This is a genomic window from Streptomyces sp. H27-H1, from assembly GCF_026627445.1.
Lineage (GTDB): Bacteria > Actinomycetota > Actinomycetes > Streptomycetales > Streptomycetaceae > Streptomyces.
In genome coordinates, this window is record NZ_JAPNLJ010000008.1 from 146,691 (window position 1) to 169,149 (window position 22,459).

17 protein-coding genes and 1 pseudogene are annotated in these 22,459 nt (G+C 72.1%); 6 read left to right on the forward strand and 12 right to left on the reverse strand.

From position 1 onward, the window contains the following. Positions 1-313: 313 nt before the first annotated feature. From OTB20_RS11315 to OTB20_RS11335, 5 genes and pseudogenes are all read right to left on the reverse strand, one after another. Positions 314-2,143, reverse strand: a complete 1,830-nt coding sequence (locus tag OTB20_RS11315) for an IPT/TIG domain-containing protein (RefSeq protein WP_267816922.1) — start codon at positions 2,141-2,143, stop codon at positions 314-316. A 301-nt stretch (positions 2,144-2,444) separates the two neighbouring features. Beyond that, complete coding sequence (locus OTB20_RS11320) at positions 2,445-3,173, reverse strand: SOS response-associated peptidase (protein ID WP_267816924.1); 729 nt, start codon at positions 3,171-3,173, stop codon at positions 2,445-2,447. Between the two features lie 579 nt (positions 3,174-3,752). Next, positions 3,753-4,931 carry an ROK family transcriptional regulator gene (locus OTB20_RS11325; protein WP_267816926.1) on the reverse strand — a complete coding sequence of 393 codons (1,179 nt, stop codon included), beginning with the start codon at positions 4,929-4,931 and terminating at the stop codon, positions 3,753-3,755. Positions 4,932-5,302: 371 nt separating this feature from the next. Beyond that, complete coding sequence (locus OTB20_RS11330) at positions 5,303-8,212, reverse strand: collagenase (protein ID WP_267816928.1); 2,910 nt, start codon at positions 8,210-8,212, stop codon at positions 5,303-5,305. A 409-nt stretch (positions 8,213-8,621) separates the two neighbouring features. Then, positions 8,622-9,464 (reverse strand): annotated as a pseudogene (locus tag OTB20_RS11335) (SDR family oxidoreductase). 51 nt (positions 9,465-9,515) lie between these two features. Between OTB20_RS11335 and OTB20_RS11340 the strand changes: the two are divergent. After that, positions 9,516-10,685 carry a serine hydrolase domain-containing protein gene (locus tag OTB20_RS11340; RefSeq protein WP_267816929.1) on the forward strand — a complete coding sequence of 390 codons (1,170 nt, stop codon included), beginning with the start codon at positions 9,516-9,518 and terminating at the stop codon, positions 10,683-10,685. A 640-nt stretch (positions 10,686-11,325) separates the two neighbouring features. On the opposite strand, the gene OTB20_RS11345 is transcribed toward OTB20_RS11340, so the two are convergent. Next, positions 11,326-11,979: a TOPRIM nucleotidyl transferase/hydrolase domain-containing protein gene (locus OTB20_RS11345; RefSeq protein ID WP_267816931.1), complete on the reverse strand. Its 654-nt coding sequence runs from the start codon at positions 11,977-11,979 to the stop codon at positions 11,326-11,328. Between the two features lie 167 nt (positions 11,980-12,146). On the opposite strand from OTB20_RS11345, the gene OTB20_RS11350 reads away from it, so the two are divergent. The 3 genes from OTB20_RS11350 to OTB20_RS11360 are packed head-to-tail and all read left to right on the forward strand — an operon-like array spanning position 12,147 to position 15,630. Then, entirely contained in the window at positions 12,147-13,823 is a 1,677-nt protein-coding gene (locus OTB20_RS11350; protein ID WP_267816932.1) for an FAD-dependent oxidoreductase, read from the forward strand. Continuing rightward, positions 13,820-15,280, forward strand: a complete 1,461-nt coding sequence (locus tag OTB20_RS42410) for an ATP-binding protein (protein ID WP_324290358.1) — start codon at positions 13,820-13,822, stop codon at positions 15,278-15,280. The genes OTB20_RS11350 and OTB20_RS42410 overlap by 4 nt, the downstream gene beginning before the upstream one ends. Continuing rightward, positions 15,277-15,630, forward strand: coding sequence for a UBP-type zinc finger domain-containing protein (locus tag OTB20_RS11360; protein ID WP_267816934.1), 354 nt, complete (start codon positions 15,277-15,279; stop codon positions 15,628-15,630). The genes OTB20_RS42410 and OTB20_RS11360 overlap by 4 nt, the downstream gene beginning before the upstream one ends. A 42-nt stretch (positions 15,631-15,672) precedes the next feature. Here OTB20_RS11360 and cynS read toward each other — a convergent pair whose 3' ends face one another. Together cynS and OTB20_RS11370 are read right to left on the reverse strand one after the other, a co-directional pair. Further along, the gene (cynS, locus tag OTB20_RS11365) at positions 15,673-16,143 is read right to left on the reverse strand and encodes a cyanase (protein ID WP_267816936.1); all 471 of its coding nucleotides are present in this window, start codon (positions 16,141-16,143) and stop codon (positions 15,673-15,675) included. Between the two features lie 90 nt (positions 16,144-16,233). After that, positions 16,234-16,833, reverse strand: coding sequence for a carbonic anhydrase (locus tag OTB20_RS11370; protein ID WP_267816938.1), 600 nt, complete (start codon positions 16,831-16,833; stop codon positions 16,234-16,236). Between the two features lie 132 nt (positions 16,834-16,965). Here OTB20_RS11370 and cynR point away from each other — a divergent pair, with 132 nt between their 5' ends. Next, positions 16,966-17,868, forward strand: coding sequence for a transcriptional regulator CynR (gene cynR, locus OTB20_RS11375; RefSeq protein ID WP_267816940.1), 903 nt, complete (start codon positions 16,966-16,968; stop codon positions 17,866-17,868). A 592-nt stretch (positions 17,869-18,460) separates the two neighbouring features. Here the strand turns inward: cynR and OTB20_RS11380 are convergent. From OTB20_RS11380 to OTB20_RS11395, 4 genes are all read right to left on the reverse strand, one after another. Beyond that, positions 18,461-18,973, reverse strand: a complete 513-nt coding sequence (locus tag OTB20_RS11380; RefSeq protein ID WP_267816942.1) for a hypothetical protein — start codon at positions 18,971-18,973, stop codon at positions 18,461-18,463. A 92-nt stretch (positions 18,974-19,065) separates the two neighbouring features. Continuing rightward, entirely contained in the window at positions 19,066-19,563 is a 498-nt protein-coding gene (locus OTB20_RS11385; RefSeq protein ID WP_267816944.1) for a hypothetical protein, read from the reverse strand. A 37-nt stretch (positions 19,564-19,600) separates the two neighbouring features. Beyond that, complete coding sequence (locus tag OTB20_RS11390; RefSeq protein ID WP_267816946.1) at positions 19,601-20,944, reverse strand: hypothetical protein; 1,344 nt, start codon at positions 20,942-20,944, stop codon at positions 19,601-19,603. A gap of 30 nt (positions 20,945-20,974) precedes the next feature. Next, positions 20,975-21,406, reverse strand: coding sequence for a hypothetical protein (locus OTB20_RS11395; RefSeq protein ID WP_267816948.1), 432 nt, complete (start codon positions 21,404-21,406; stop codon positions 20,975-20,977). 338 nt (positions 21,407-21,744) lie between these two features. Between OTB20_RS11395 and OTB20_RS11400 the strand changes: the two genes are divergently transcribed. After that, positions 21,745-22,452, forward strand: a complete 708-nt coding sequence (locus OTB20_RS11400; RefSeq protein ID WP_267816950.1) for a DUF4232 domain-containing protein — start codon at positions 21,745-21,747, stop codon at positions 22,450-22,452. Positions 22,453-22,459: the final 7 nt, after the last annotated feature.

Genomic DNA, 22,459 nt, shown 5'->3' on the forward strand with positions numbered 1-22,459 from the left:
GACCTCGTCCAGCACTGCCCCGGTCGGCCCGCTCGTCCCGGTCGCCCCGGTTTCTGTGGTCGTTTCGCTTGCCAAGAACAGCTCCTGTGGCCGGCCCGCTCCGGTCGGCGGGCATTGCGGGCCACTTCAGTGATTCGGGCAGCCGTCTGTCGACCGGGTTCCTCCCGCGACCCCACGACGGTGGTGGGGCCCCTCCAGCCGGAGGGCTTTCGCGTGGGCGCACCGCCGGCCCGCCTCCTGACGGGGCGGGCCGGCGGCGATCAGGTGCGTACGGCGTTCGGCGTCCCCGTTGGCGGCGGACGGCGGTGCCGGGTCAGGGGCAGGTGACCAGGAGGATGGAGACGACCGTGCAACTGGCGGTCGCGCCGTCGTTGAGCGGGTTGGGGTCGGTCGGCGCGGACACCGTACGGGTGGCGGAGACCGAGACGCGCCCCAGCGAGAGCAGGCCCAGCGGTACCCGGAACGTCTTGGTGGAGGCGGCGCCGACGGCGATGGTCCCGTAGGCGCAGGTCACGGTGGACCCGATGGCCGTGCATCCCGGGGACAGGGCGGTGGCGGACGCGCCCGGCGGCAGGGTCGCGGTGAGCGTGGCCGAAGTGACCGTACCGGGGCCGGTGTTGCGGGCGGTCAAGCTGTAGGAGAGGTAGGGGACGAGCAGGCTCAGGTTCGGCTGCGCGGTCAGGTCCACGTCGATGTCGGCGGGCGGGAGCTGGTAGGTGTACCGGCCCGCGCCGGCCACGGCGCTGGTGCCGCCGGGCGTGGTGACCTGGACGTCCACCGGGCCCGCGGCGTGGGCCGGCGCGGTGGCGGTGCAGGCGGTGGGGGTGCAGGAGAGGCTGGCGGCCGGGTTGCCGGGGCCGAAGGTGAGCGCGGTGGCGCCCTGCAGGCCGGTGCCGTTGACGGTGACGGCCGTACCGCCGTCCGTGGTGCCGGTGGACGGGCTGAGCGAGGTCACCACGGGCAAGGGGACGTAGGTGTACCGGCCGGAGGGGGACGGATCGCTGGTGCCGCCGGGGGTGGTGGCCCGTACGTCCACGGTTCCGGTCCCGGCCGGTGCGGTGGCGGTGCAGGAGGTCGCGGTGCAGGTGACGCCGGTCGCCTGGTTGTCCTGCCCGAAGTCGAGGGCGGCGCCCGTCAGGTTGGTTCCGGTGACCGTCACCGCCGTACCGCCTCCCGCGGGCCCGGTGTCCGGGCCGACGGCCGTGACCGTGGGAGTGAGGGTGAAGGCGAAGACGATCCGGCCGTCCCCGGCGTTGGCCCCTTCGGTCAGGGTGACCGGTGAGCCGGGAACCGTTCCGGAGACCAGGCTGGATCCTCCGCCACCGCCTCCTCCGCCACCACCGGTGGCGCCGTATCTGCCGCCCGCCCCGCCCCGGCCTCCGCCGCCGTACCCGGCTCCGCCGCGTCCGCCGGCGCCCGTCGGGTTGAACACGCCCTGGGCGGCGGCGCCGCCGGAGCCGTTCGGGTAGGCGCCGGGAGAGCCGTTCGGGCCCTCGTTGTCAGCGCCGGGCCCTCCGGTCCCCGCGGCCCCGCCGGCCGTGCCGGTGCCCGGGCCTCCGCCCGTACCGCCCTGCGCGTCGGGGACCATGCCGTTGCCGTCGGCGCCCGCCCGGCCGCTGTCACCGCCGGCCGCTCCCCGGTACGCGGGGGAGCCGATGCCGGCTCCGCCCGCCCCGCCGCCCGAACCGGCGGTCAGCAGCGGCACGTTGGCGGCGGTGGTCACCGCGACCAGGGCGCCGCCGAATCCCGGCACGCCGAACTGCACGTTCGCGACACCGTTGGCACCGCGTCGGCCGACGACCACGTTCAACGTCTGCCCCGGCGTGGCGGCGACGGTCGCGACGAGGTGGGCGCCCTTGCCGCCCGCGGTACCGTCCCCGGCGTTTCCGCCCCCGGCGCCGTCCAGGGTCACCACACCGCCGGTGACGCCCTCGGGCACCGTGACGCTTCCGGAGCCACCCGCCGAGCAGGTGATCGTGGTGGTGGCACCCGCCAGGACCGGTTCGGCGCACACGCCCTCCGCCGACGCCGGGGGCGCCAGAGCCGTCAGGCCGCCCGCGGTCAGCGTCGCGGACGCGGCCACCGCCAGCAGCCGGTGACGCCACCGGGTACCCGGCCCGTGCAACACAGCAGTCGAAGACATCGAAGTCTCCCCCTCTCGCCTCCGCCCGGCGGCGGCCGGAGGCGAATACTCCTGGGAAGCCGCGGCCGGACGCTCCCGTACGACGAACCGGAGCGCCGCTTCGTACGGCGGTGCCGTGCGTTCGCCGGTATCCCGAGGCCCGTTGGAAGGTCGACGGCCCGGTGATACCGGCGGAAGCATCGCAGCGGCCGACGCGCGGCGGGCACCGAATGGCGGATCGTCCCGCCGAACCCGTCGGAAACCCCGAAATCAGCGACCGGACTCGTACGAATTTCCGAGCGGACGCGGGGCTCCGGTGTTCTCAGCCGCTGGGGTCGAGGAGGTGGGGGCCGTTGTTGCGGACGCTGTTGACGGCGGTGGAGACCGCGGTCGCCGTGAGCCGCCCGCCGGCGGGGGTGTGGAGCAGGGCGCGGAGGTCCGTCGTGTCCTCGTGGGCGGGGTCGAGCCAGGCCTCGTAGTCGCCGGGGTCGAGGGCGAGCGGCATCCGGGGGTGGATGCGGCCGGCCGCGTCGGTGGCCTCGGTGGTGATGATCGTGGCGGTGGTGAGCCAGGCGTCCGGGTCGTCCCGGTCGGTGACGGCGGGGTCGCGCCAGAACTCGTACAGCCCGGCCATGGCCATGACGGAGCCGGTCTCGGGGCGGATGAAGTAGGGCTGCTTGTAGGCCTTGGCCGTGCCGGTGGCGGGTACGGCCTCCCACTCGTAGAAGCCGTCCGCGGGCAGCAGGCAGCGGCGTTTGGCCAGGGCCCGCCGGTAGGCCGGCTTCTCATGGACGGTCTCCACCCGCGCGTTGATCATCCGGGATCCCACGGCCGGGTCCTTGGCCCACGACGGCACCAGACCCCATCGCACCGGACGCAGCTGCCGGCCGAGCTCCCCGGTGTCCCGGTCGGCGCGCTCCAGCACCGCCCACACCTCGTCGGTGGGCGCCACGTTCCACGAGGGCCCGAGGGCCCGGTCGGGGTCGAGCTGGGCGTCGAAGAGGCCCGCGAGGTCTTTCGGTGCCCGGGAGGAGGCGTATCGGCCGCACATGGCTCCCACTGTCGCACCCTTCCGGGGCCGGGCCAGGGTTGATCCGCAAGACGCGGCCGGAGAGATTGGTGCGGCGACCTCCTGGTGCGGCCACATCGGTGAGGTCCCAACCGGCTGCGCTCCGGGCACGGTTGAGGAGCCGGACAGTGGTCGACGTACCGGCGGGCTGCCTGAGTGGCAGGCGCCACCGCCGATGACCGGCGGAGACGTCGCGGGACCGGTGGCGATCGGCCGGTCGAGTGGTGTCGCAGTGCTCGCCCGGCAGGTACTGGCCTACCCGGCCGGGCTCGAGATCGACGTGGAAACCCATGCGCGCGGCGCATCCACGTCTCCCGGCGGGTCGGCGCCCGACTCCGACGGCTTCACCGGGCACCCACTGCCCCACTTCGCTCTCCGGGTCGCCGACGGCAGGGACGTGGCGCAGAACGACGAGACCGGCCTGCGGGACGGAATCGGACCCGTCATGGCCGTCACCGGGTACCAGGGTGCCTCGGGCGGCCCGGACGGTGGCGGGGCCAGGGCCGGGGCGCCCGGCTCAGGGCACCGTAGACGGCCTCGACCCCGAATCCGGCCCCGGCCTCAGACCCCCGTGGCCGCCGACACCGTCTGCGCCGGATCCTCGTACACCGGGTCGAGGGCGAGCAGGGCGCCGCCCCGCGCCGGAGCGGAGAAACCGAGGGTGGACAGCAGCAGGCGGCAGCCGCCCGTGTCCGGCGCCATCACCCGTTCGGCCATCAGCCGCTCCACCCGCGGGGCCAACCGGTCGCCGAAGTAGGTGAAGTAGCCGCCGAGCACCACCGCGCGCGGGTTCAGGACGTCTGCCAGCAGCGCCAGCCCGAGGCCGAGGGCGTCGGCGACCCGGTCCAGGGCCTCCAGCGTTCTCGCGTCCCCGGCGGCCGCCCGGGCCTGCAGGTCCGTAAGCCGTGCCTCCAGGTCCAGGGAGGGGTCGTGTACGGGATCCTCGGGGGCGGCGGCGTGCCGCAGCAGGGCCGTGAGTCCGACCATGGTCTCCCAGCAGCCCCGGCGCCCACAGGCGCAGAGCGCGCCGCCGGGATCGAGGGGCATGTGGCCGATCTCCCCGGCGAATCCGGCCGCTCCGCGGTGGAGCCGGCCGCCGCTGATGATGCCGCCGCCCACGCCCGTCTCGCCGGTGACGTAGATGAGGTCGTGGATACCGGCCGCGGAGGCCTCCAGGTACTCGGCCACCGCGCCGAGTTTGGCGTCGTTCTCCAGGCGCACCGGGGGAGCCCCGCGCCCCAGACGGGCGCGGATCCCGCTGACCGCGTCCACGTCGTGCCAGCCGATGTTCGCGGCGTAGACGACGGTGCCCGCAGTGATGTCGACGACTCCGGGGGCCGCGACCGTGACTCCGGCCGTGGCGATCCCGGCAGCGTCCAGGGTGGCCAGGGCCTCGCGGACCAGCCCGGCGGCGCAGTCGAGAACGGCCTCGGGTCCGGCGCCGCGGACGTCCATGGCGATCCGGCGCTCGAAGACGGTGTCCCCGCCCAGGGTGAGGGCGACGGCGGCCAGGTAGTCGACGTTGACCTCCAGACCGATCCCGCACAGCGAGCGGCCGTCGATCCGGACGCTCTGGCCGGGGCGGCCCACCGAACCGTCCCGCTCGGCGTCCCCCTCCCGCACCAGGCCGAGTTCGATGAGCTCGGTGACCAGGCCGGTGACCGTGGGCCTCGGCAGCCCCGCGTCGTCGGCGATCCTGGCACGTGAACGCGGCCCGGCGTCACGTAGCAGGCGCAGCACGAGACCGAGGTTGGCACGACGGATGGAAGCCCTCCCGGCGGGCCTGGCCGGACCGTTGATCACGAAGGGCCCGATGCCGGAATCCCGCCGCACCTCACCGACTCCGTCGGCGCGCCCGCCCCCATGGCTGCCGCCGCGCCCCGTGCCTCGCGGATCCGCTCTCACCGGTACTCCTCACTGCCGTCCCCGAGAGTCTGCCACCCGCGGCTCCCGACTCCCTGTTCCCGCGGCCGGGACCTGGTCGTGGACGGTCTCACGGTCGACGACCTCGGGGCCACGACCGGGCCACGACCGCGGCCGGCCCGGCCCCGGGGGACGGCGCCGGCCCCCACCCGTCCCCGGAGGGGTGGGGGCCGGCGGGCTGGTCGGGCTCAGAAGCGGCTGGAGACGGTGGCTCCGGCGAAGTCCTGGGCGGCGTGGAGGCTGATGTAGACGTAGCCGGCCGGCGGGTTGTTGATGGTGAGGGTTTCGGTGTTGCCGGTCTGGGTCGAGCGGGCGGTGTTGTTGCCCGTGGTGGCCCAGGTGGTGGGGCTGTAGTAGAGGTCGGCGTTGCCCGTGCCGCCCGAGACGGAGATCTTGAGGGAGGTGGTGCCGGCCGGGACGTTCACGTAGAAGTAGCGGTAGTTGCCCGTGGTGGCCGAGACGTTGGAGCGCAGGCAGTCCGCGCCCAGCACCCGGGTGTCGGCGGCCGTGCACTCCGCCTGCGGCGCCCCGAACCGGCTGGAGACGGTGACTCCGGCGAAGTTCTGGACCGCGTACAGGCTGATGTAGACGTAGCCGGCCGGCGGGTTGTTGATGGTGAGGGTTTCGGTGTTGCCGGTCTGGGTCGAGCGGGCGGTGTTGTTGCCCGTGGTGGCCCAGGTGGTGGGGCTGTAGTAGAGGTCGGCGTTGCCCGTGCCGCCCGAGACGGAGATCTTCAGCGAGGCCGTGCCGGCCGGGACGTTCACGTAGAAGTAGCGGTAGTTGCCCGTGGTGGCCGAGACGTTGGAGCGCAGGCAGTTGTCGCCGAGCACTCGGATGTCCGCGTTGGTGCACTCGGCCGGGCCGGTGGCTCCGACGGTGACCGCCTTGCTGGTGGTGGCGGTGGCGCCCTTGTTGTCGGTGACGGTGAGCGTCACGGTGTAGGTGCCGGCCGCGGCATAGGTTTTGGCCGGGTTGGCGGAGGTGGAGCCGGTGCCGTCACCGAAGGTCCAGGAGCGGGAGGCTATGGTGCCGTCCGCGTCGGTGGAGCCGTCGGTGAAGGCGACCGCCAGGGCGTTCACCGACGCGGTGAACGCCGCCACCGGGGCCTTGTTGGCCGGCGGAGTGGTGGTGCCACCGCATTCCCCGGCGGCGCACTTGACCAGCCAGGCGGCGAAGTCCGCGTCGTAGCGGGTGCCGATGGTTGAGGTGAGCAGGGTGCGGGCGGCCGCCCAGTTGCCGGTGCGGTAGTGGCCGAGCAGCGTGGTCACGTCCTGCGGGTGCGACTGGACCAGGTAGCGGACGGCCAGGTAGCCCCACTGGTAGACGCGGGTGGAGTCGGAGTTGTCGTAGGTGGTGTCGAACAGCGTGCTGAGCTTGTAGGTGTTCTTGGCCGCCTCGGTGACGGCACGGTCGTAGGTGACATTGCGGTACGAGTACGAGATGTACTCCGCGAAGCCCTCGACCCACATCACGGTCGGGGTCGTCATACCCGAGTCGAAGTCGCCGTACATGTTGAAACGGCCGTCGAGGTAGTGGGTGTACTCGTGGTTGAGGTTCCAGATCTGGAACTCCGGCCGGACCCACTCCGCCTCGTAGGCGATGAACCGCGGCTGGTTCCCGGTGGCCGCCGGGTCGCCCTCCAGGTACATGCCGCCGTTGTCGGTGCTGATTCCGAAGATGAGGCCGGCGTAGGTCTGGTAGTCGGAGCTGGAGTCGAAGGCGACGACTTCCAGAGCGGTGTTCTTGTCGTTCGCGACCGGGCCGCCGTCCTTGACCACGTTGTGGAAGAAGGCGTCCTGGTTGGCCAGACTGGTGCAGCTCGCACCGAGCTCGGCGGCGGTCATCCGCTGCGCGACGATCCGCAGACTCGGGCTGCAGGTGTGGTTGACCGTCAGGACCGCGGCGCGTACCCGCGCAGGCAGGTCACAGGTGCCGTAGGAGGAGCAGTTGGCCGCATCGTACGAGGACGTCATCTCGGCGAGCGGCACCCACAGCGCAGCGGTCCGGCCGGTGATCGCGGTGCGGTCCAGCAGCTGCTTGACGAGCGGCCGTACGGTCCCCTGGAGCGCCGAGTGCTGGAGGAAGCGGCCCAGTTCCCGGCCGGCGTTGGCCGTCAGGTAGGCCTTGTCGGTGCCGAGGAGGGCGTCGTGGGTGACGGCGAAGTCGCGCAGCACCGTGAGGATGCTGGGGTCGGCCTGTACGGCCGGCAGGAACTCGGCGGTCTGGTGGCCGCGGAACAGGACGGTGTAGGCGTTGTTGACCGCCGCGACCATCGACCAGAAGCCGTCGTACGAGGAGTTGTAGCCGGAGAGCAGACGCTTGACCACGCTGAGGTAGCGCGCGTTCTCCTGGGCACTGTCGATCAGGACGACGGCCTCGGACAGGGTCGAGCCGTTGGCCTCGGTCACGTCGGCCGCGCGCGGCGCGGCGAAGAAGCCGTCCAGGGCGCCCCGGATCGAGCTCTTCAGGGCAGGCCCGTAGGAGCCGACCGTGGACTCGTTGTACCACTGCACGAAATACCCGGCGCGCAGGAAGAGGACGAGCTGCCCGGTGGAAGTGGTGTTGTTGCCAGGGTAGGTGGCGGCCGAGGTGCGCAGGGCATCGGCCACCGAGACCATCTGCGCCTCACGGAAGGCGGCCTTCGCGTCGGGGCCCTTCAGTTGGAACAGCGTGTTCACGCAGTCCATCTCGGAAGCCTTGATCTGCTGGACCAGTGCCGCCCCGGTCTTCGAGGTGAAGTCCGCGACGTTGCAGGCCGCGGCGACGGCTTCGGCAGCGGCCGTGGATCCGGGCGCCAACTGGGCCTTGGAAGAGCGCTGTTCGGTGCGCGCGGGCTCCTCCGCGGCCCGGAGCGGGGCGCGCTCGGACAGGTCGGAGTCCGGGCGTGCGGCGTGCTCGGCTCTGAGCGCGGCGGCCGCGGCGGTCTCGGTCGAGGGTTGCGGGGCTGCGCCCGACTTCAAGGCCGGTGCGGGAGCGGCGGGCTTCGGCTCGCGCGCGAAGGCCTGGCCGACGGGGGCGAGCATCGTCAGGCCCAGACAGCAGGCCAGGGTGGCTATGAAGGGCCGGACTCGGCCCTTGGTCGTGGGGGAACTTCGCATGAGGGGTGGGCCTCCGGCCGGTCTGCGGCCGCGCTGGCGACGCGGCGAATGTGGGGTGCGGGCCGTGACGTCGACGGGAGTTGGCGGGGAATTCAACTCTGTCGTGTACACGGCTATGCAGTGTGCGATGTAACATGGCACACATCACATGGCTCTGGAAGTCCTCGTGAGGCACTTCTGGCGATGTGAATGACCGGCAGGTGTGGATTCGAGGGAACGCGTGCCCGGTTCACCTGGGTTCGTTCCGGTTCGCCGCCGGGGCGGCGTGCCCGGGCAGGAGTGCGGTCAGCTCGCGGGCCTGCTCAGTCGCCGGGGCGGCGGACTGCCCCGCCGACCGGGGCGTGGCAGCACCGGCGAGGTCGGACGGCGGGGGAGGGCGGTGCTCGTAGCAGGGCACCCCGCCGCCCGGTCAGCGAAAGCCGTGGATCAGGCCTCCTGGCCCGTGGATGCGAGGACGATCTCGCGGATGGTCACGTTCGGCGGGTGCCGGTAGGCGTAGGCGATCGCCTACGCGACGCCCTGGGGGTCCAGGGCGCCGCCGGCGGACTTCTTCCAACGCCTCGTAGTCGGTCCTGATCCGCTCGTCGCTGGTGTGGGAGGGCAGCTCGGTCTCCACGGCGCCCGGGGCGATGGTCACCACGCGGACGCCCGAGGAGGCGATTTCCTCGCGCAGGTTCTCGGACATGGCGTGTACGGCGAACTTCGTGCCGACGTAGGCGACATGGTGCGGGAAGACCTTGCGGAAGGCGACGGAGCTGACGTCGACGATCGTGCCACCGCCCCGGGAAATCATGCCGGGCAGGACAGCTCGGCTGGCGGCTGGTGTAGAGCAACCCTTTGACGTTGAGGCCGATCATGCGCCCCACTCCTCCACCGGCTGATCGGCGATGCGGCCGAGCAGCATGGAGCCGGCGTTGTCGACCAGGGCGTCCACGGGTCCGAACCGTTCCCCGGCGTCGCGGACCGCCGCCTCGACCGCTCCCCGGTCGGTGCGTCGGCCTTCCGGCACAGGGGTGTCCGGCAGGCCGAGCTCCTCCAGCAACTCCAGCCGGCGGGCCGACAGCAGGAGCGGTTGGCCCTGTCCGGAGAGCAGCCGGGCAGTGGCGGCGCCGATGCCGGAGCTGGCACCGGTGATGGCGACCAGGGGTTTCGTCATGATGGTCCTCTTCCTGTGGGCCGGGCCCCCGACACGAGCGGGAGCCGCCCGCCCGCTCCCGCCCCACCGCATGCGCGGCACGCCGCCCCCGCCCATACTGGAACGGTGAGGCGTACTTGTACGGTCTTGCTGTGCATCGCCGGTCTGATGGGCGCAGCCCTCCCGGCGGGGACAGCCGCAGGCGCGGAGCCGGCCGCCGCGGCTCCGGGGGCATGCGTCACTTCTCCCGGCCCCGCCCAGGGCGACGCCGGCAAGGTCCTCACCATCGCCCGGCAGGCTCAGCGGGAGTTCGGCCTGAACTCGGTCGTCCTGAAGGTGTCCTCCGGTGACCGCGAGGTGCTCACCACGGCTCTCGGGCAATCCATGACGGGAGTCCCGGCCGACCCGTCCATGCACTTCCGCACGGGGTCCGTGGCCATCGTCTACATGGGCGCCGTCCTGCTCCAACTCGTCGACCAGGGCAAGGCCTCGCTCGACGACCCCGTGGCCCGCTGGCTGCCTGACCTTCCGCACGGTTCCGAGATCACCTTGCGCATGCTGGGCAGTTCCACGTCCGGCCTGCACGACTACGTCACCGACCCCGCCTTCGTCGCCGAGTTGGAGGCCGCGCCGTTCCGCGCGTGGACGGCGGCCGAGGTCATCGGCATCGCGACCGGCAAGCCGCTCCTCTACGAGCCGGGCACCAACTGGAGTTACTCGCACGCCAACTTCGCGCTGCTCGGCCAAGCGCTGGAGAAGATCAGCGGCCTTCCGCTGGACCGGCTGCTGAAGGAACGTGTGTACGGGCCGCTCGGGCTGAGCCAGACCAGCAACCAGTACACCCCGCAGATCCCGGAACCGGCACTGCACGCCTTCACCTCCGAGCGCGGCACCTACGAGGAGTCCACCTTCTGGAACCCCTCGTGGACCACCGCCCCCGGTGCCGTCCTCGTACAGGACATCTGCGATCTGGACCGGTCCGCGCGCGCCGTCGGGACCGGGGAGCTGCTGTCCGCCAAGTCCTTCAGGACCCAGCTCGACCCGGGCACCATCGGCCTCGGCCACCCGACGGACTCCTGCCCGGCCAGCGCCTGCCTCCTGACCAATACCGCGGCCCACCACTTCGGCCTGGGCGTGATCGTCGTCAACGACTGGATCCTGACGAATCCGTCGTTCTCCGGCTACGCCGCCATCCAGGCCTACTTGCCGGCGGAGAAGCTCGCGATCTCCGTCACGGTGACGCAGGGCCCCAAGAGCCCCGCGGGCAACTCGGCCCAGGTCATAGCCGAACGCATCTCCGCCGCCCTCGCCCCCGGACACGTACTCAAGATGCGCTGATCCGCCGCGGCCCGGTGTCCGTCCGGGCCGGACGGTAGCCCAACCGCCTCTCTACGATCGCGCCATGCCCCTCCACAGCCCCTCGGCCCGGTCGGCGTGGCGGGCTTCTCCCTCGGCGGCTACACGGCGGCGGCGCTGGCCGGGGCCCGCGTCGACCCGCGGATGCCGTGGGCCCTGCGCACGGGGCGCCGTGCCGATGCCGTAGATCCCCGAGTTCCCCGGCGCAATGGGGGCCCTGCGCAAGAAGTACCCGGAAGACGAGGCCGCGCGGCGTACGGTGGACGGCGCCGGAGGCGATTTCCCCGATGCCCGGGTACGGTCCGTGTTCCAGGTGGCGCCCGGGCTCGGCGGCTTCGTGAGCCGGGAGAGCCTGGAGGCCGTACGGGTACCGGTCGGCATCCGGTGGGGCGGAGCGGACACGGTCAACCCCTACGAAGCCGACACGCGGCCCTACCTGGAGCACATCCCCACCGCGAGCGGCCGCTCGGCCGGTCCCGCCGTCCGCCACGACGACTTCTTCGCCCCGGATCCCGCCGACCCGACCGCCCGCGTCCGGGTGGGCGGGGAAGCGGCAGCCCTCTTCCTGGAGCACTTGGACGCAGTGGGCCCCCTGGTCCGACCCGGCGCGGGCGGTATCGGGTCAGAGGCTCGCGAGCAGGTCGTCGAGCGGCGCCGGCACCCGGTCGGGGTCGAGGGCCTCGACGAGCACGCGGCCGTAGCGGATCTTGCGGCCCTTCTTCGTACCGAGGAACCGCCGCATCTGCTGCTGCGCGGTGCGCTCCCGCTGTGCGGGCTGGCGCAGGAAGGTCCCGAGGGCGCGGAAATCCCCCTCCACCCGGACTAGCTCCTCCACCCTGGGCACGCCCAGTGCGCGGATGAGCTCGTCCTCCAGATCGGCCGCGCAGACGAAGAACCCCTGAGGCTGCGCCCCGGCCCCTTCCCAGCCGCGCGCGTAGTAGCCGAGTTCCGCCTCGTCGCACAGTCCCGTGAGCCGCAGGCCCAGGCCCTGCGGCCCGAGGAACCGGGCGAAGCGCCCGACGCTCATCGCACCGCCCATCGGCAGGACGCAGATCCCCTCGGCCGCCAGGTTCCGGCCGCGTTTCGCGGCCAGCGCGCCGACGGCTTCGGCGTCGCTCGCCCCTTCGAGCAGCACGACGGTCCGCACGGGCAGCCGCGCGGCAAGCTCGCGCGCCGCGCCGGCCGCCTGCCCGGCGTCCCCCACGTCACCTGGGCCGCCGGCGTCACCGGCCGCCCACGCGGTCACCGCATCCCCGAACGCCTCCATGTCAGCCATGGGAGGAGTCTGGGCCCCTTCCCGTCATCGCGGTACGGAATTTCCGCCCGCCAGGGCGCCGGTCCGCCCGTCCGCGCGGACCGGGACGATCGAACCTAGGATGGACGGGAAACGGGTGCGGGCGGCTCGCCGTGCCACCGGTCCAGGCCGCTCGGGGCGGGAGATCCATGACAGAGGTCGCCGACACGGCGCGGACCGTGATCCTGACCGTGGACGACGATCCGGGAGTGTCCCGTGCCATCGCCCGCGACCTGCGGCGACGCTACGGATCCGGGTACCGGATCGTGCGCGCCGAGTCGGGTGAATCCGCACTGGAGGCGCTGCGCGAGCTGAAGCTCCGAGGTGACCTGGTCGCGGTGATCCTGGCCGACTACCGCATGCCGCGGATGAACGGCATCGAGTTCCTCGAAGAGGCGCTGACCGTGTACCCGGGCGCGCGCCGCGTCCTGCTGACCGCCTACGCCGACACCAACGCGGCGATCGACGCGATCAACGTCGTCGACCTCGACCACTACCTCCTCAAACCGTGGGACCCGCCCGAGGAGAAGCTCTACCCGGTCCTGGACGACCTCCTCACCGCCTGGCGCGCCGGCGACCACCGGCCCGTGCCCGCCACCAAGGTGATCGGACACCGCTGGTCGGCCCCCTCCTCGAGCGTGCGGGAGTTCCTGGCCCGCAACCAGGTGCCGTACCGCTGGTACTCCTGCGAGGAGCCGGAGGGACAGCGACTGCTGCGGGCGGCCGGCGCCGACGGACAGCGGCTGCCCGTGGTGATCACCCCCTCGGGCACCGTGCTGATCGAGCCGGACGCACCCGGCCTGGCCGCCCACGTGGGGCTCGCGACCACGCCGACCGCAGAGTTCTACGACCTCGTCGTGATCGGCGGAGGCCCGGCCGGGCTCGGCGCCGCGCTCTACGGGGCGTCCGAGGGGCTGCGTACCGTACTGGTCGAGCGGTCGGCGACCGGCGGACAGGCCGGGCAGAGCTCCCGCATCGAGAACTACCTCGGCTTCCCGGACGGAGTGTCGGGCGCGCAGCTCACGGAACGCGCCCGCCGCCAAGCCGGCCGGTTCGGCGCCGAGATCCTCACCGCACGCGAGGTCACGGGCCTGGAGGTGAACGGCGCGGCGCGCGTCGTCCGCTTCTCCGACGGCTCGGCGATCGGCGCGCAGAGCATCATCCTGGCGACCGGTGTCTCCTACCGGCAGCTCGGGGCGCCCGGCTGCGACGGCCTCACCGGCCGCGGGGTCTACTACGGCTCCTCGCTCACCGAGGCCGCCTCGTGCCTGGAGCAGGACGTGTACGTCGTAGGCGGTGCCAACTCCGCGGGCCAGGCGGCCGTGTACCTCTCCCGAGGCGCCAAATCGGTGACGCTGCTGGTGCGCGGGGACTCCCTCACGGCATCCATGTCGTACTACCTGATCCAGCAGATCGAGGAGACCGCGAACATCACGGTGCGGACCCGCGCCGTCGTCGATTCGGCGCACGGCGACGGCCACCTGGAGCAGCTGACCCTGCGCGATGTGGACACCGGCGTGACCGACCTCGTCGACACCCAGTGGATGTTCGTCTTCATCGGCGCGGCCCCCCTCACCGACTGGCTGGACGGTACGGTCCTGCGCGACGACCACGGCTTCATCCTGGCCGGCCCCGACCTCACCCCGGACGGGCGGCCGCCCGCCCAGTGGGAGCTGGACCGGCCGCCCTACCACCTGGAGACCAACGTGCCCGGCGTGTTCGTGGCGGGCGACGCGCGCGCCAGGTCGGCGAAACGGGTCGCGTCCGCCGTCGGAGAGGGAGCCATGGCCGTGATGCTCGTCCACCGGTACCTGGAGCAGTCGTGAGCGGGCAGGCCGTGCCCTGCTCCCTCCAGGAGATCGGCTCCCTCTTCCTCTTCGAGAAACTCTCCCCGGAGCAGCTCGGCCGGCTGTGCGCCGAGGGGCGCGTGGAGCGGTTCGACACCGGTCCCGTGTACACCGAGGGCGCCCCCGCGACCTGCTTCTACGTCATGATCGAGGGCACCGTCGTGCTGTCCCGCCGGGTCGGCGGCGACGACGTGGAGGTGGGCCGGACCTCCCAGCGCGGGGTGTACTCCGGCGCCATGCAGGCCTATCTGGGCGACCGGGCGCCGCAGGTCTACAACAACTCGATGCGGGTGACCGAACCGACACGGTTCTTCGTGCTGCCCGCGCAGTCGTTCGCGGACGTCATGCGCGAATGGTTCCCGATGGCCGCGCACCTGCTGGAAGGGCTCTTCTTCGGCTCCAGAAGCACCCAGCAGGCCATCGGACAGCGCGAACGGCTGCTCGCCCTCGGCTCCTTGTCCGCCGGGCTCACCCACGAGCTCAACAACCCGGCCGCGGCGGCCGTCCGGGCCACCGCCACCCTGCGCGAACGCGTCGGCAAGATGCGGCACAAGCTGGCGCACATCTCCCAGGGCAACTACCCCCGAGAGGCGATCGCCGAACTCATCGAGATCCAGGAACGCACCGTCGAACGCGTCGCCAAGGCAACGGCGTTGAGCCCCCTGGAGGCCTCTGACCGGGAGGACGAACTCGCCGACTGGCTGGAGGACCACGGTATCCCCGAGGGCTGGCGGATCGCACCGGTCTTCGTCCAGGCCGGCCTGGACACCGACTGGCTGGAGCAGGTCGCGGCGACCGTGGCCGAGGACCTCCTGCCGGGGGCCGTCGGCTGGCTCAACTACACGGTCGAGACCGAGCTGCTGATGGACGAGATCGACGACTCCACCACCCGCATCTCCCACCTCGTGGACGCCGCCAAGCAGTACTCGCAGCTCGACCGGGCCCCGCACCGGGTCGTGGACGTCCACGAACTCCTCGACAGCACCCTGCTGATGCTCTCCGGCAAGATCGGCCCCCGGATCCGTGTGGTCAAGGAGTACGACCGCTCCGTACCGGACGTACCCGCCTACCCCGCAGAGCTCAACCAGGTGTGGACCAACCTCATCGACAACGCCGTCTTCGCCATCGGGAGCACGGGCCGGGACGGCACGCTGACGGTCCGCACGGCACGCGAGGGCGACCGGCTGCTCGTCGAGTTCCGCGATACGGGGCCCGGTATCCCGTCCGACATCCGCAGCCGGATCTTCGACCCCTTCTTCACCACCAAACCCGTCGGCGAGGGCACCGGGCTCGGCCTGGACATCTCCTGGCGGATCGTCGTCAGCAAGCACCACGGAAGCCTCCAGGTCGAATCCGCCCCGGGTGACACCCGCTTCCAGGTCCTGCTCCCACTGACCGCGCCGGAATCCGAGCCCGAGCCCGAGGAGACCCCATGACCGCCATCGACGGAGTCGACCCGAGCGTCCCGCCCACCGGCAACGGCTGCACCGACTGCGATACGGCGGGCGGCTGGTGGTTCCACCTGCGGCGCTGCGCCCAGTGCGGCAACATCGGCTGCTGCGACTCCTCCCCGGGCCGGCATGCCACCGCCCACTGGAACGCCACCGGCCATCCGGTGGTGCAGAGCTACGAACCGCAGGAGGACTGGTTCTGGGACTACGCCGGCAACGAGCTGTACGAGTCCGGCCCCCAGCTCACCCCGCCGTCCGGCCACCCGGCCGACCAGCCGGCCCCCGGCCCGGCCGGCCGGGTACCCGAGGACTGGAGCCGCCGGCTCCACCACTGACCCCCGGTCCGCGGCTGTGCCCGTCCAGGGACCCGCGGGCCGTCAGAAAGGCCTGGTCGGGAGGTACTTGCCGTCCAGGGTGATGACCGCGCGCTCGCCGCCGTCGGGATCGGCGACCTTCTTCACGTCGAGCTTGAAGTTGATCGCGGAGACGATGCCGTCGCCGAGCTGCTCGTGCACCAGGGCCTTCAGCGTGGTGCCGTAGACCTGGAGCATCTCGTAGAAGCGGTAGATCGTCGGGTCGGTGGGGACACCGCCGGGGACGGAGCCGCGGGTCGGGATGGTCTGCAGCAGTACCGCGTCGTCGGCGTCCAGGCCCAGGAGGGCGGCCACGGCCTCGGCCGAGACCTTGGGCAGCGGATGCTGGCCGAGAACGGCCGCGGTGACGAAGGCGACCGACAGGCCCGCGGCGTCGGCGATCCGCTGCCAGGTCAGGTCCTCGCGGATCTTGGCGTCCACGGCCTTGGCGGCCAGGGCCAGACGTGCGGTGTTGTCGAACTGTGCGTGCACCATGAGGGGGCTTCCTTTCGGGTGGGCCGCACACCCGAAGAACACGGGGCGAGCGGCGGAGGGGGAGGGGAAGGCGGGTCGGGGTGGTGGCGCTCAGGCCGCGGGGGAGGCCGGCCGGAAGCCGTCGAGTTCCTCGACGCCGCCGCCCGGGATGTCGTAGACCCAGCCGCGCAGGGTCACCGACCCCGCGGCCAGGGCGCGGGCCACGGAGGGATGGGTGGCCAGGTTCGCCAGCTGGGCGCGCACGTTCTCCCGTACCAAGGCATCGACCCGCCGCGGGTCCTCCTCGCCGGCGGTACGGGCGAGCGAGGCGTCGGCGTGGCGCAGCCATCCGGCGACCGCCGGGGCGTCGCTGAGGTCGTGCCGCTCGGCCAGGGCGGTCATCGCGCCGCAGGCGGAGTGCCCGCACACCACGATGTCGCTCACGCCGAGGACCGCGACGGCGTACTCGATGCTGGCCGCCACCCCGTCCGGGCCGGGGGAGTGGGCGGGCACGAGGTTGCCGGCCGTCCGGACGACGAACAGCTCGCCCGGCTCGCTCTGGGTGATCAGCTCCGGCACCACGCGGGCATCGGAGCAGCCGATGAACAGGGTGCGCGGCCGGTGGGTCGTCGCCAGGTGGGCGAAGAGCTCCGCCTTGGCCGGGTAGACGTCCCGCCTGAACCGGGCGACGCCCTCGATGAGGTCGTGCATAGTCACTCCCTTCGATGACCGCCGACCCCGTGCCGGCGAGTTCCTGACGAGATCCACCATGCACGACCTGGACCTATAGCGTCCAAGACGTACTATCCATGTCACCTATAGATGCCATCTATAGTTGATGTCATGGCCCTGGAACTGCGTCACCTGCGTTACCTGCTCGCCGTCGCCGAACACGCCGGCTTCACCCGCGCCGCCGAAGAGCTGCGGATCTCCCAGCCGACCCTGTCCCAGCAGATCAAGCAGCTCGAGCGCACCGTCGGCGTGCAGCTCCTGGACCGCACCGGCCGCGGCGTCCGCCTCACCGACGCCGGTGAAACCTACGTCCACCACGCCCGCGGGGCCCTGCGCGAGCTCGCGGCCGCCGAACGCGCCGTCCACGACGTCGCCGACCTCTCCAGGGGCCACCTCCGGCTGGCCGTGACGCCGACGTTCACCGCCTACCTCGTCGGACCGCTGGCCGCGGAACTCCACGCCCGCCATCCCGGCATCACCCTGGACGTCAAGGACATGGCCCAGGACCGCATCGAAGCCGGTCTGCTCGCCGACGAGCTCGACCTCGGGATCGCCTTCGAGGGCCCCCACCTGCCCGGTATCACCGCGACCGCGCTGTACGCCGAAACCCTCAGCCTCGTCACGGCCACCGAATCTGCTCCCGGCCCGCACCCGCCCCTGCCCGTGGCCGACTTGGCGGGCCGTCAACTCGCCCTGCTCAGCGGAGATTTCGCCACCCGCGGACATATCGATGCCTACCTCGCCGCCCACCGGGTACGGCCGCGCATCGCGGTGGAGGCAAACTCCGTCCAGACCCTCACCGAGATCGTCCAGCGCACCGGACTCGCGACCGTCCTGCCCGACGCCGTCACCGAGGACCACCCCCACCTCGCCCCGGTCCCCCTCGAACCGGCCCTGCCCCACCGCACCGTCGCCCTCCTCGGACGCGAGAACGCCTATCGGAGCGCAGCCGCAAGCGCGTTCACCCGCCTCGCCCAGCACCACGTACGGGCGCGCGGCTACACCCCGGCCTGAGCCTCGCCGCCGTGGCCGGCGCGGCGCAGGGCGGCGGGAGTGGTGCCGTACCAGCGTTTGCCGCGAGCCGGATGCCCGTCGCCGCGGGAGTACGGCACAAGTCGTCGTTGAGGTGCTGCGGCGCCAGACCCAGCAAGTGGGCGTATCCCTGCGGGGGTATGCCGACCAACTGCGCGACATTGAAGCTGAGACGGGTGAGGGCGGAGGAGGTTGTCCCCTGATGTGCGTGCGAGACCACAGCCGCCGAGCATAGTCCAGCGTGAATTACCAGGTCGTCGTGGGGGTTAGGGGCCTGCTGTCCCCAACATGGCGTGCAGGGTCCCCCCGTGGCGCGTCCGGTCCCCTTGCTGACGCGTGCTGCCATGGGGGAGGGGATCTTCCCGCCGCTAGTGTGGTGATCGTTCCCGCGACGTACGGAGGGCGCGGACGGTACGGACGGCACCGAACGACGCTCGGACGGCGTTTCGTCGACCCCGGCGGTCAGGTCGGTACGAGGTGGTACGCGCGGAGTACGGGAGGCCCTGGCCGGAGCGTAGCTCCCCCACGGGGGTGGGGGGCTCGCCATCCGGCCACATGGGTTCGGCGCCCGCGGTCAGAGCTTCCCGAAGACGACGCCGCGCCAGGTCCATCCCGCGCCGAGGACCGTTTCCCGCAGCGGGTCCTTCAGTTCCGAGGTGTCGAAGCGGAACACCTCCGTGGCCCCGAGCGCGCCGTCCGCCCCCCGCTCGACCTTCCACCGTCGGGACACCGTGGTCACCTGCCCCCGCGAGTACTCGGCGGACAGGGCGAGCCGGGGTGTGCCGCCCAGCCAGGTCACCTCGAACTGCCGGTCGACGGTGCGGACCTCCCGGGCGGCCTGGTCCAGGCGCATCTGGATCTGGAGCAACCGGCTCATCTGGGTCCGGGCGAAGAAGGTGTGCCACGCGGGCTCCCGGATCCGCCACTCCGCCACCAGGTCCACGCCCTCAGGGGCGCCGCCGCGCACGACGTACGGCGCGTCCGGCCCGAACAGCCCGAGCAGCGCCGCCCGTACCTCCTCGGCGGAGCGCGGTGCGACACCGCTGTCCGGGTGCTTGGTGCCGGTGAGTTTGTCGAAGAGGCCCATGGCGCCACCCTAGGTACATCCGGCCGGTCGAACAAGATCGTCCGATTCGGCCCTTGTGCCCTTGCGGCCCTTACGATGTGCCCCTGTGGCCCTTACGATCCCGCCGCCGTGTCCGGGCCCACCGTGCGCAGGAACTCCTGGAAGTCGCCGAGGACGCTGTCGTGCTGCTCCGCGGTGGCGGTCAGCACCATCCGGATCACCGCACGCTTGCGGGGGTCGCCGACGTCCAGCATGGACAGGTAGACGTGCGACTGGACGAGCTCGCGCCGCACTCCGCCCGCGACCGCGGAGAAGGTCACCCGCTGGGTCAGACCCGGCGCGCCCTCGGGGCCGATATCGCGACGGCTTGTCACTTCCACGGACTCTGTGGCCTCGCGCAGGCGTTCCACCGAGGCGTCGGCGAGCTCGTCCAGCGTCGCCGCGTCCGGGCGGTACTCGCCGTCGATGGTGATGTTGGCCGTGAAACCGGAATCCGGCCGCGGATGCAGCGCGACGAAGGCCACGCCCGGAGCACCGACCTCGTCCGGAGGGGCCGGTTGCCAGCCCTCCGGCAGTCGGAACTCGATCGGTACCGGCAGTGTCGTGGGCATCTCGCGCTTTCCTTCTTTCCTCCCACGGGAACGTGGGTCAGTCGAACCAGTTGCTGACAGTGTCCTTGACCGAGCCCGCCGCATCGCCGACGGCATGGGCCGCATCCCCCACCGCGTCGGCCGCGTCGCCCGCGGCGTCGGTCACCTTCGCCGGGTCGATGGTGAACTCCGCGCCGACGGACCCGCCGAGTCCGAGGGCGACGCCCACCTTGGTGCCGATGTGGAACTTCCCGTCGTCGCCCTTGCCGAAGGTCACCTTCGCCTCGGCGCCCGCTCCGGCCCACCCCTCGGCAGTGGCGCCGGCCCCGATGCCGGCGACCTCGGCGCCCCCGGCGACACTGGCCTTCGCCCCCGCGAACGCCTTCGCGCCGGCGTTCAGGCCCTCCAGGCCGACGCCGGCACTGACCTGCGCCTCGCCGCCCGCGAACCCTTCGGCCCGGCCGTAGCCCTCGACGTACCCGTATCCCGCGCGCCCCTCGGCCAGGCCGCGGCCGCCCGCGGACACCTCGGCCTTGCCCGTGAGGCCCTTGTCCGTGATGCCCACGTTCGCACTGGCCCGGGCCCCCGCGTAGGCGTCGGCGACGCCGGAGAGCCGCATCGACCCGTTGGTGAGGGATCCCTCCGCCGTGGCGTGGCCCAGGTCGGCGTACGCCTTGGCCGAGCCCTCCTTGCCGTACTTCGGTCCGCTGGCCTTGGCGCCCGCGTCGGGCCCCGTCGCCGACGCGGAGCCCTCGGCGTGCCAGCCGTCGGTCCTCGTGCCCACGTCGGCGTCCTTGGCCCGGGGCCCCGGCACCTTCGCCAGGTCGCCTTCGGGGTGGGCGTTGAACCCGCCGAAGCTCTGGTCGGCGCCCTTGCCGAAGGCATCGCGGTTGCCGTCCACGACAGCGGCCTCCAGGGCGATCTTCACGTGCTGATCGGCTTCGGAAGCGGCTTTCACACGGTCGTCGATGTACTGCTGCCACGAGGTGACCGCCGTACGGATGGAGGCTTCGCCGTCGGGGTCGTGGTGGTAGGCGCTGCGCTCGGCCGGGGTGAGCTTGGCGTAGTCGAAGGCGACGTGCCCCTGCTCGGAGACGGTCATCCCGGCGGCGACCGCGTCGTCGCGCGCGCTCTGGAGCTTCGACTTGAGATCGGTGAACACGGCGTGGGCGTCCTGCAGCAGGCTCGCGATCGCCTTGGCCTGGGTCTGCGCAGCGGCGTACTCGTAACGCGTCGCCGCGAAACCCGACTGCGCGGCGCCGGCGCTGGCGCCCGCCCAGGTCTGGCCCAGCGTGATCTTCTGGACGGTGTCGCCGTAGCGGGTCTCGACCCGCTTCAACTCGCCCGCCATCGCTTCCCACTTGGCCGACGCGGTCGTCAAAAGGCCCAGGTCCGTGGTCATGACCTCGTGATACGTCAGCACCGCAGCCCCCTACAGACCGTTCAGCTTCGACCCCGACACCAGGAACTGGTTTCCCAGGCCGGTGTCGTTGCGCACGAAGAGCCCCGAGGCCCCGCGCAGCGCCGTCTTCTCCCCGGACAGCCGGCCCATCAGGTTCCTCGCCTGCTGGTCCCAGGTGTCCGAGACCTTCTTCAGGGCGCCGGCCGTGTCCCAGCCCTCGAAGCCCTTCTGCGCCGTTCCGGTGGCGTCGTCCGCGTGCTCCGTCGCCTTCTTGGTGCTCGGCTGCAGCTCGGACTCGATGGTGTTCGCCGCCGTCTGCTTCTCGGCGGGCGTGGAGGCGAAGTCACCGGACACACCCGGCGCGAACGGCCCCGTCGGCGCGCTGTTCAACCGCATTGCCGCGTGCTGGTCCGTGACGCCCGCGCGCTCACGGTCCCATTCCCGCGCGAAATCCCCTGACATGATGCATCCCCCGTCTGAATGGAAAGATCATATGCATGTCAATCGGGCGAAGGTCAACGGCCTGGAGCGAGGTGCTGGAACGTAGGAGGAGGGAGCCGCTGTCGGCCGTGAGCAGCCCCATGAAGGCGTCGTACGCCAGGAGGTAGCTGCCCCGGCGTGCCGTTCGTGCAGGTGGTCCGCAACCGGCGTCTGAGGCTCCTCGGACCAGGGGAGATACCTCGTGCGGGCCTGCTGGAGCGCCGGCACCAGGGATCATGGTGTCGGAGGCGGTCGTCGAGGTCCGCGTCCGTCATCGAGAGTCGACAGCGGCCGCCCAGGGCCGACAACGGGGGAACACCATGAACGCCGCTGCCCGCAGAAGCCGCCGGAGCTGGAAGGCCCATGTCCTCGGCGCCGCTACGGTCACCGCGCTGCTCGCCTCCACGGCCTGCTCGCCTAGCACGGGCGAACGCCCGGACGACCGCAAGCCCTCGGGCCAGGCCACCACGCCGAGCACGCCGAGCACGCCGAGCATCCCGGGCTCCCCGAACGCGTCGGCGCCCGGCGCGACGCCTTCGCTGACGCCGGGCCCCGGAGCGACCGGCACCGGCGACAACGGCGCCACCTCCGTCTGCGCCGACGGCGATCTCACGATCACCGCCACGAGCGAGGACGCGAAGGGCAACCCTCCCCGGCACATCCTCCTCACCGCCACCAACACGGGCACCAGGGCCTGCAACGTCTACCGCTTTCCCCACGTCCAACTCGGCGGCGCACGCACCCTGGTACCCGAGCTCGAGGACAGTGCCGACCCGGCCGCGCCGGCCGTCGCCCTGGCCCCGGGCAAGCAGGCGTACGCCGCGATGGTCCTGACCGGCCCCATGGACGAGGCCCCGGCGAAGTCCATGTACGTCCGGCTCCAGGACCGCAAGGCCGGCAGCAACGCGGGCGAGTCGATCGAGGTCGCCCTGCCCGGCGTCGACACGCTGTACTACAACGACTTCGCCCGCGTCACCCACTGGATGACCGCCTCGGGCCCGGCCCTGCGGTTCGTCATGTCGTCCTGACGATCCG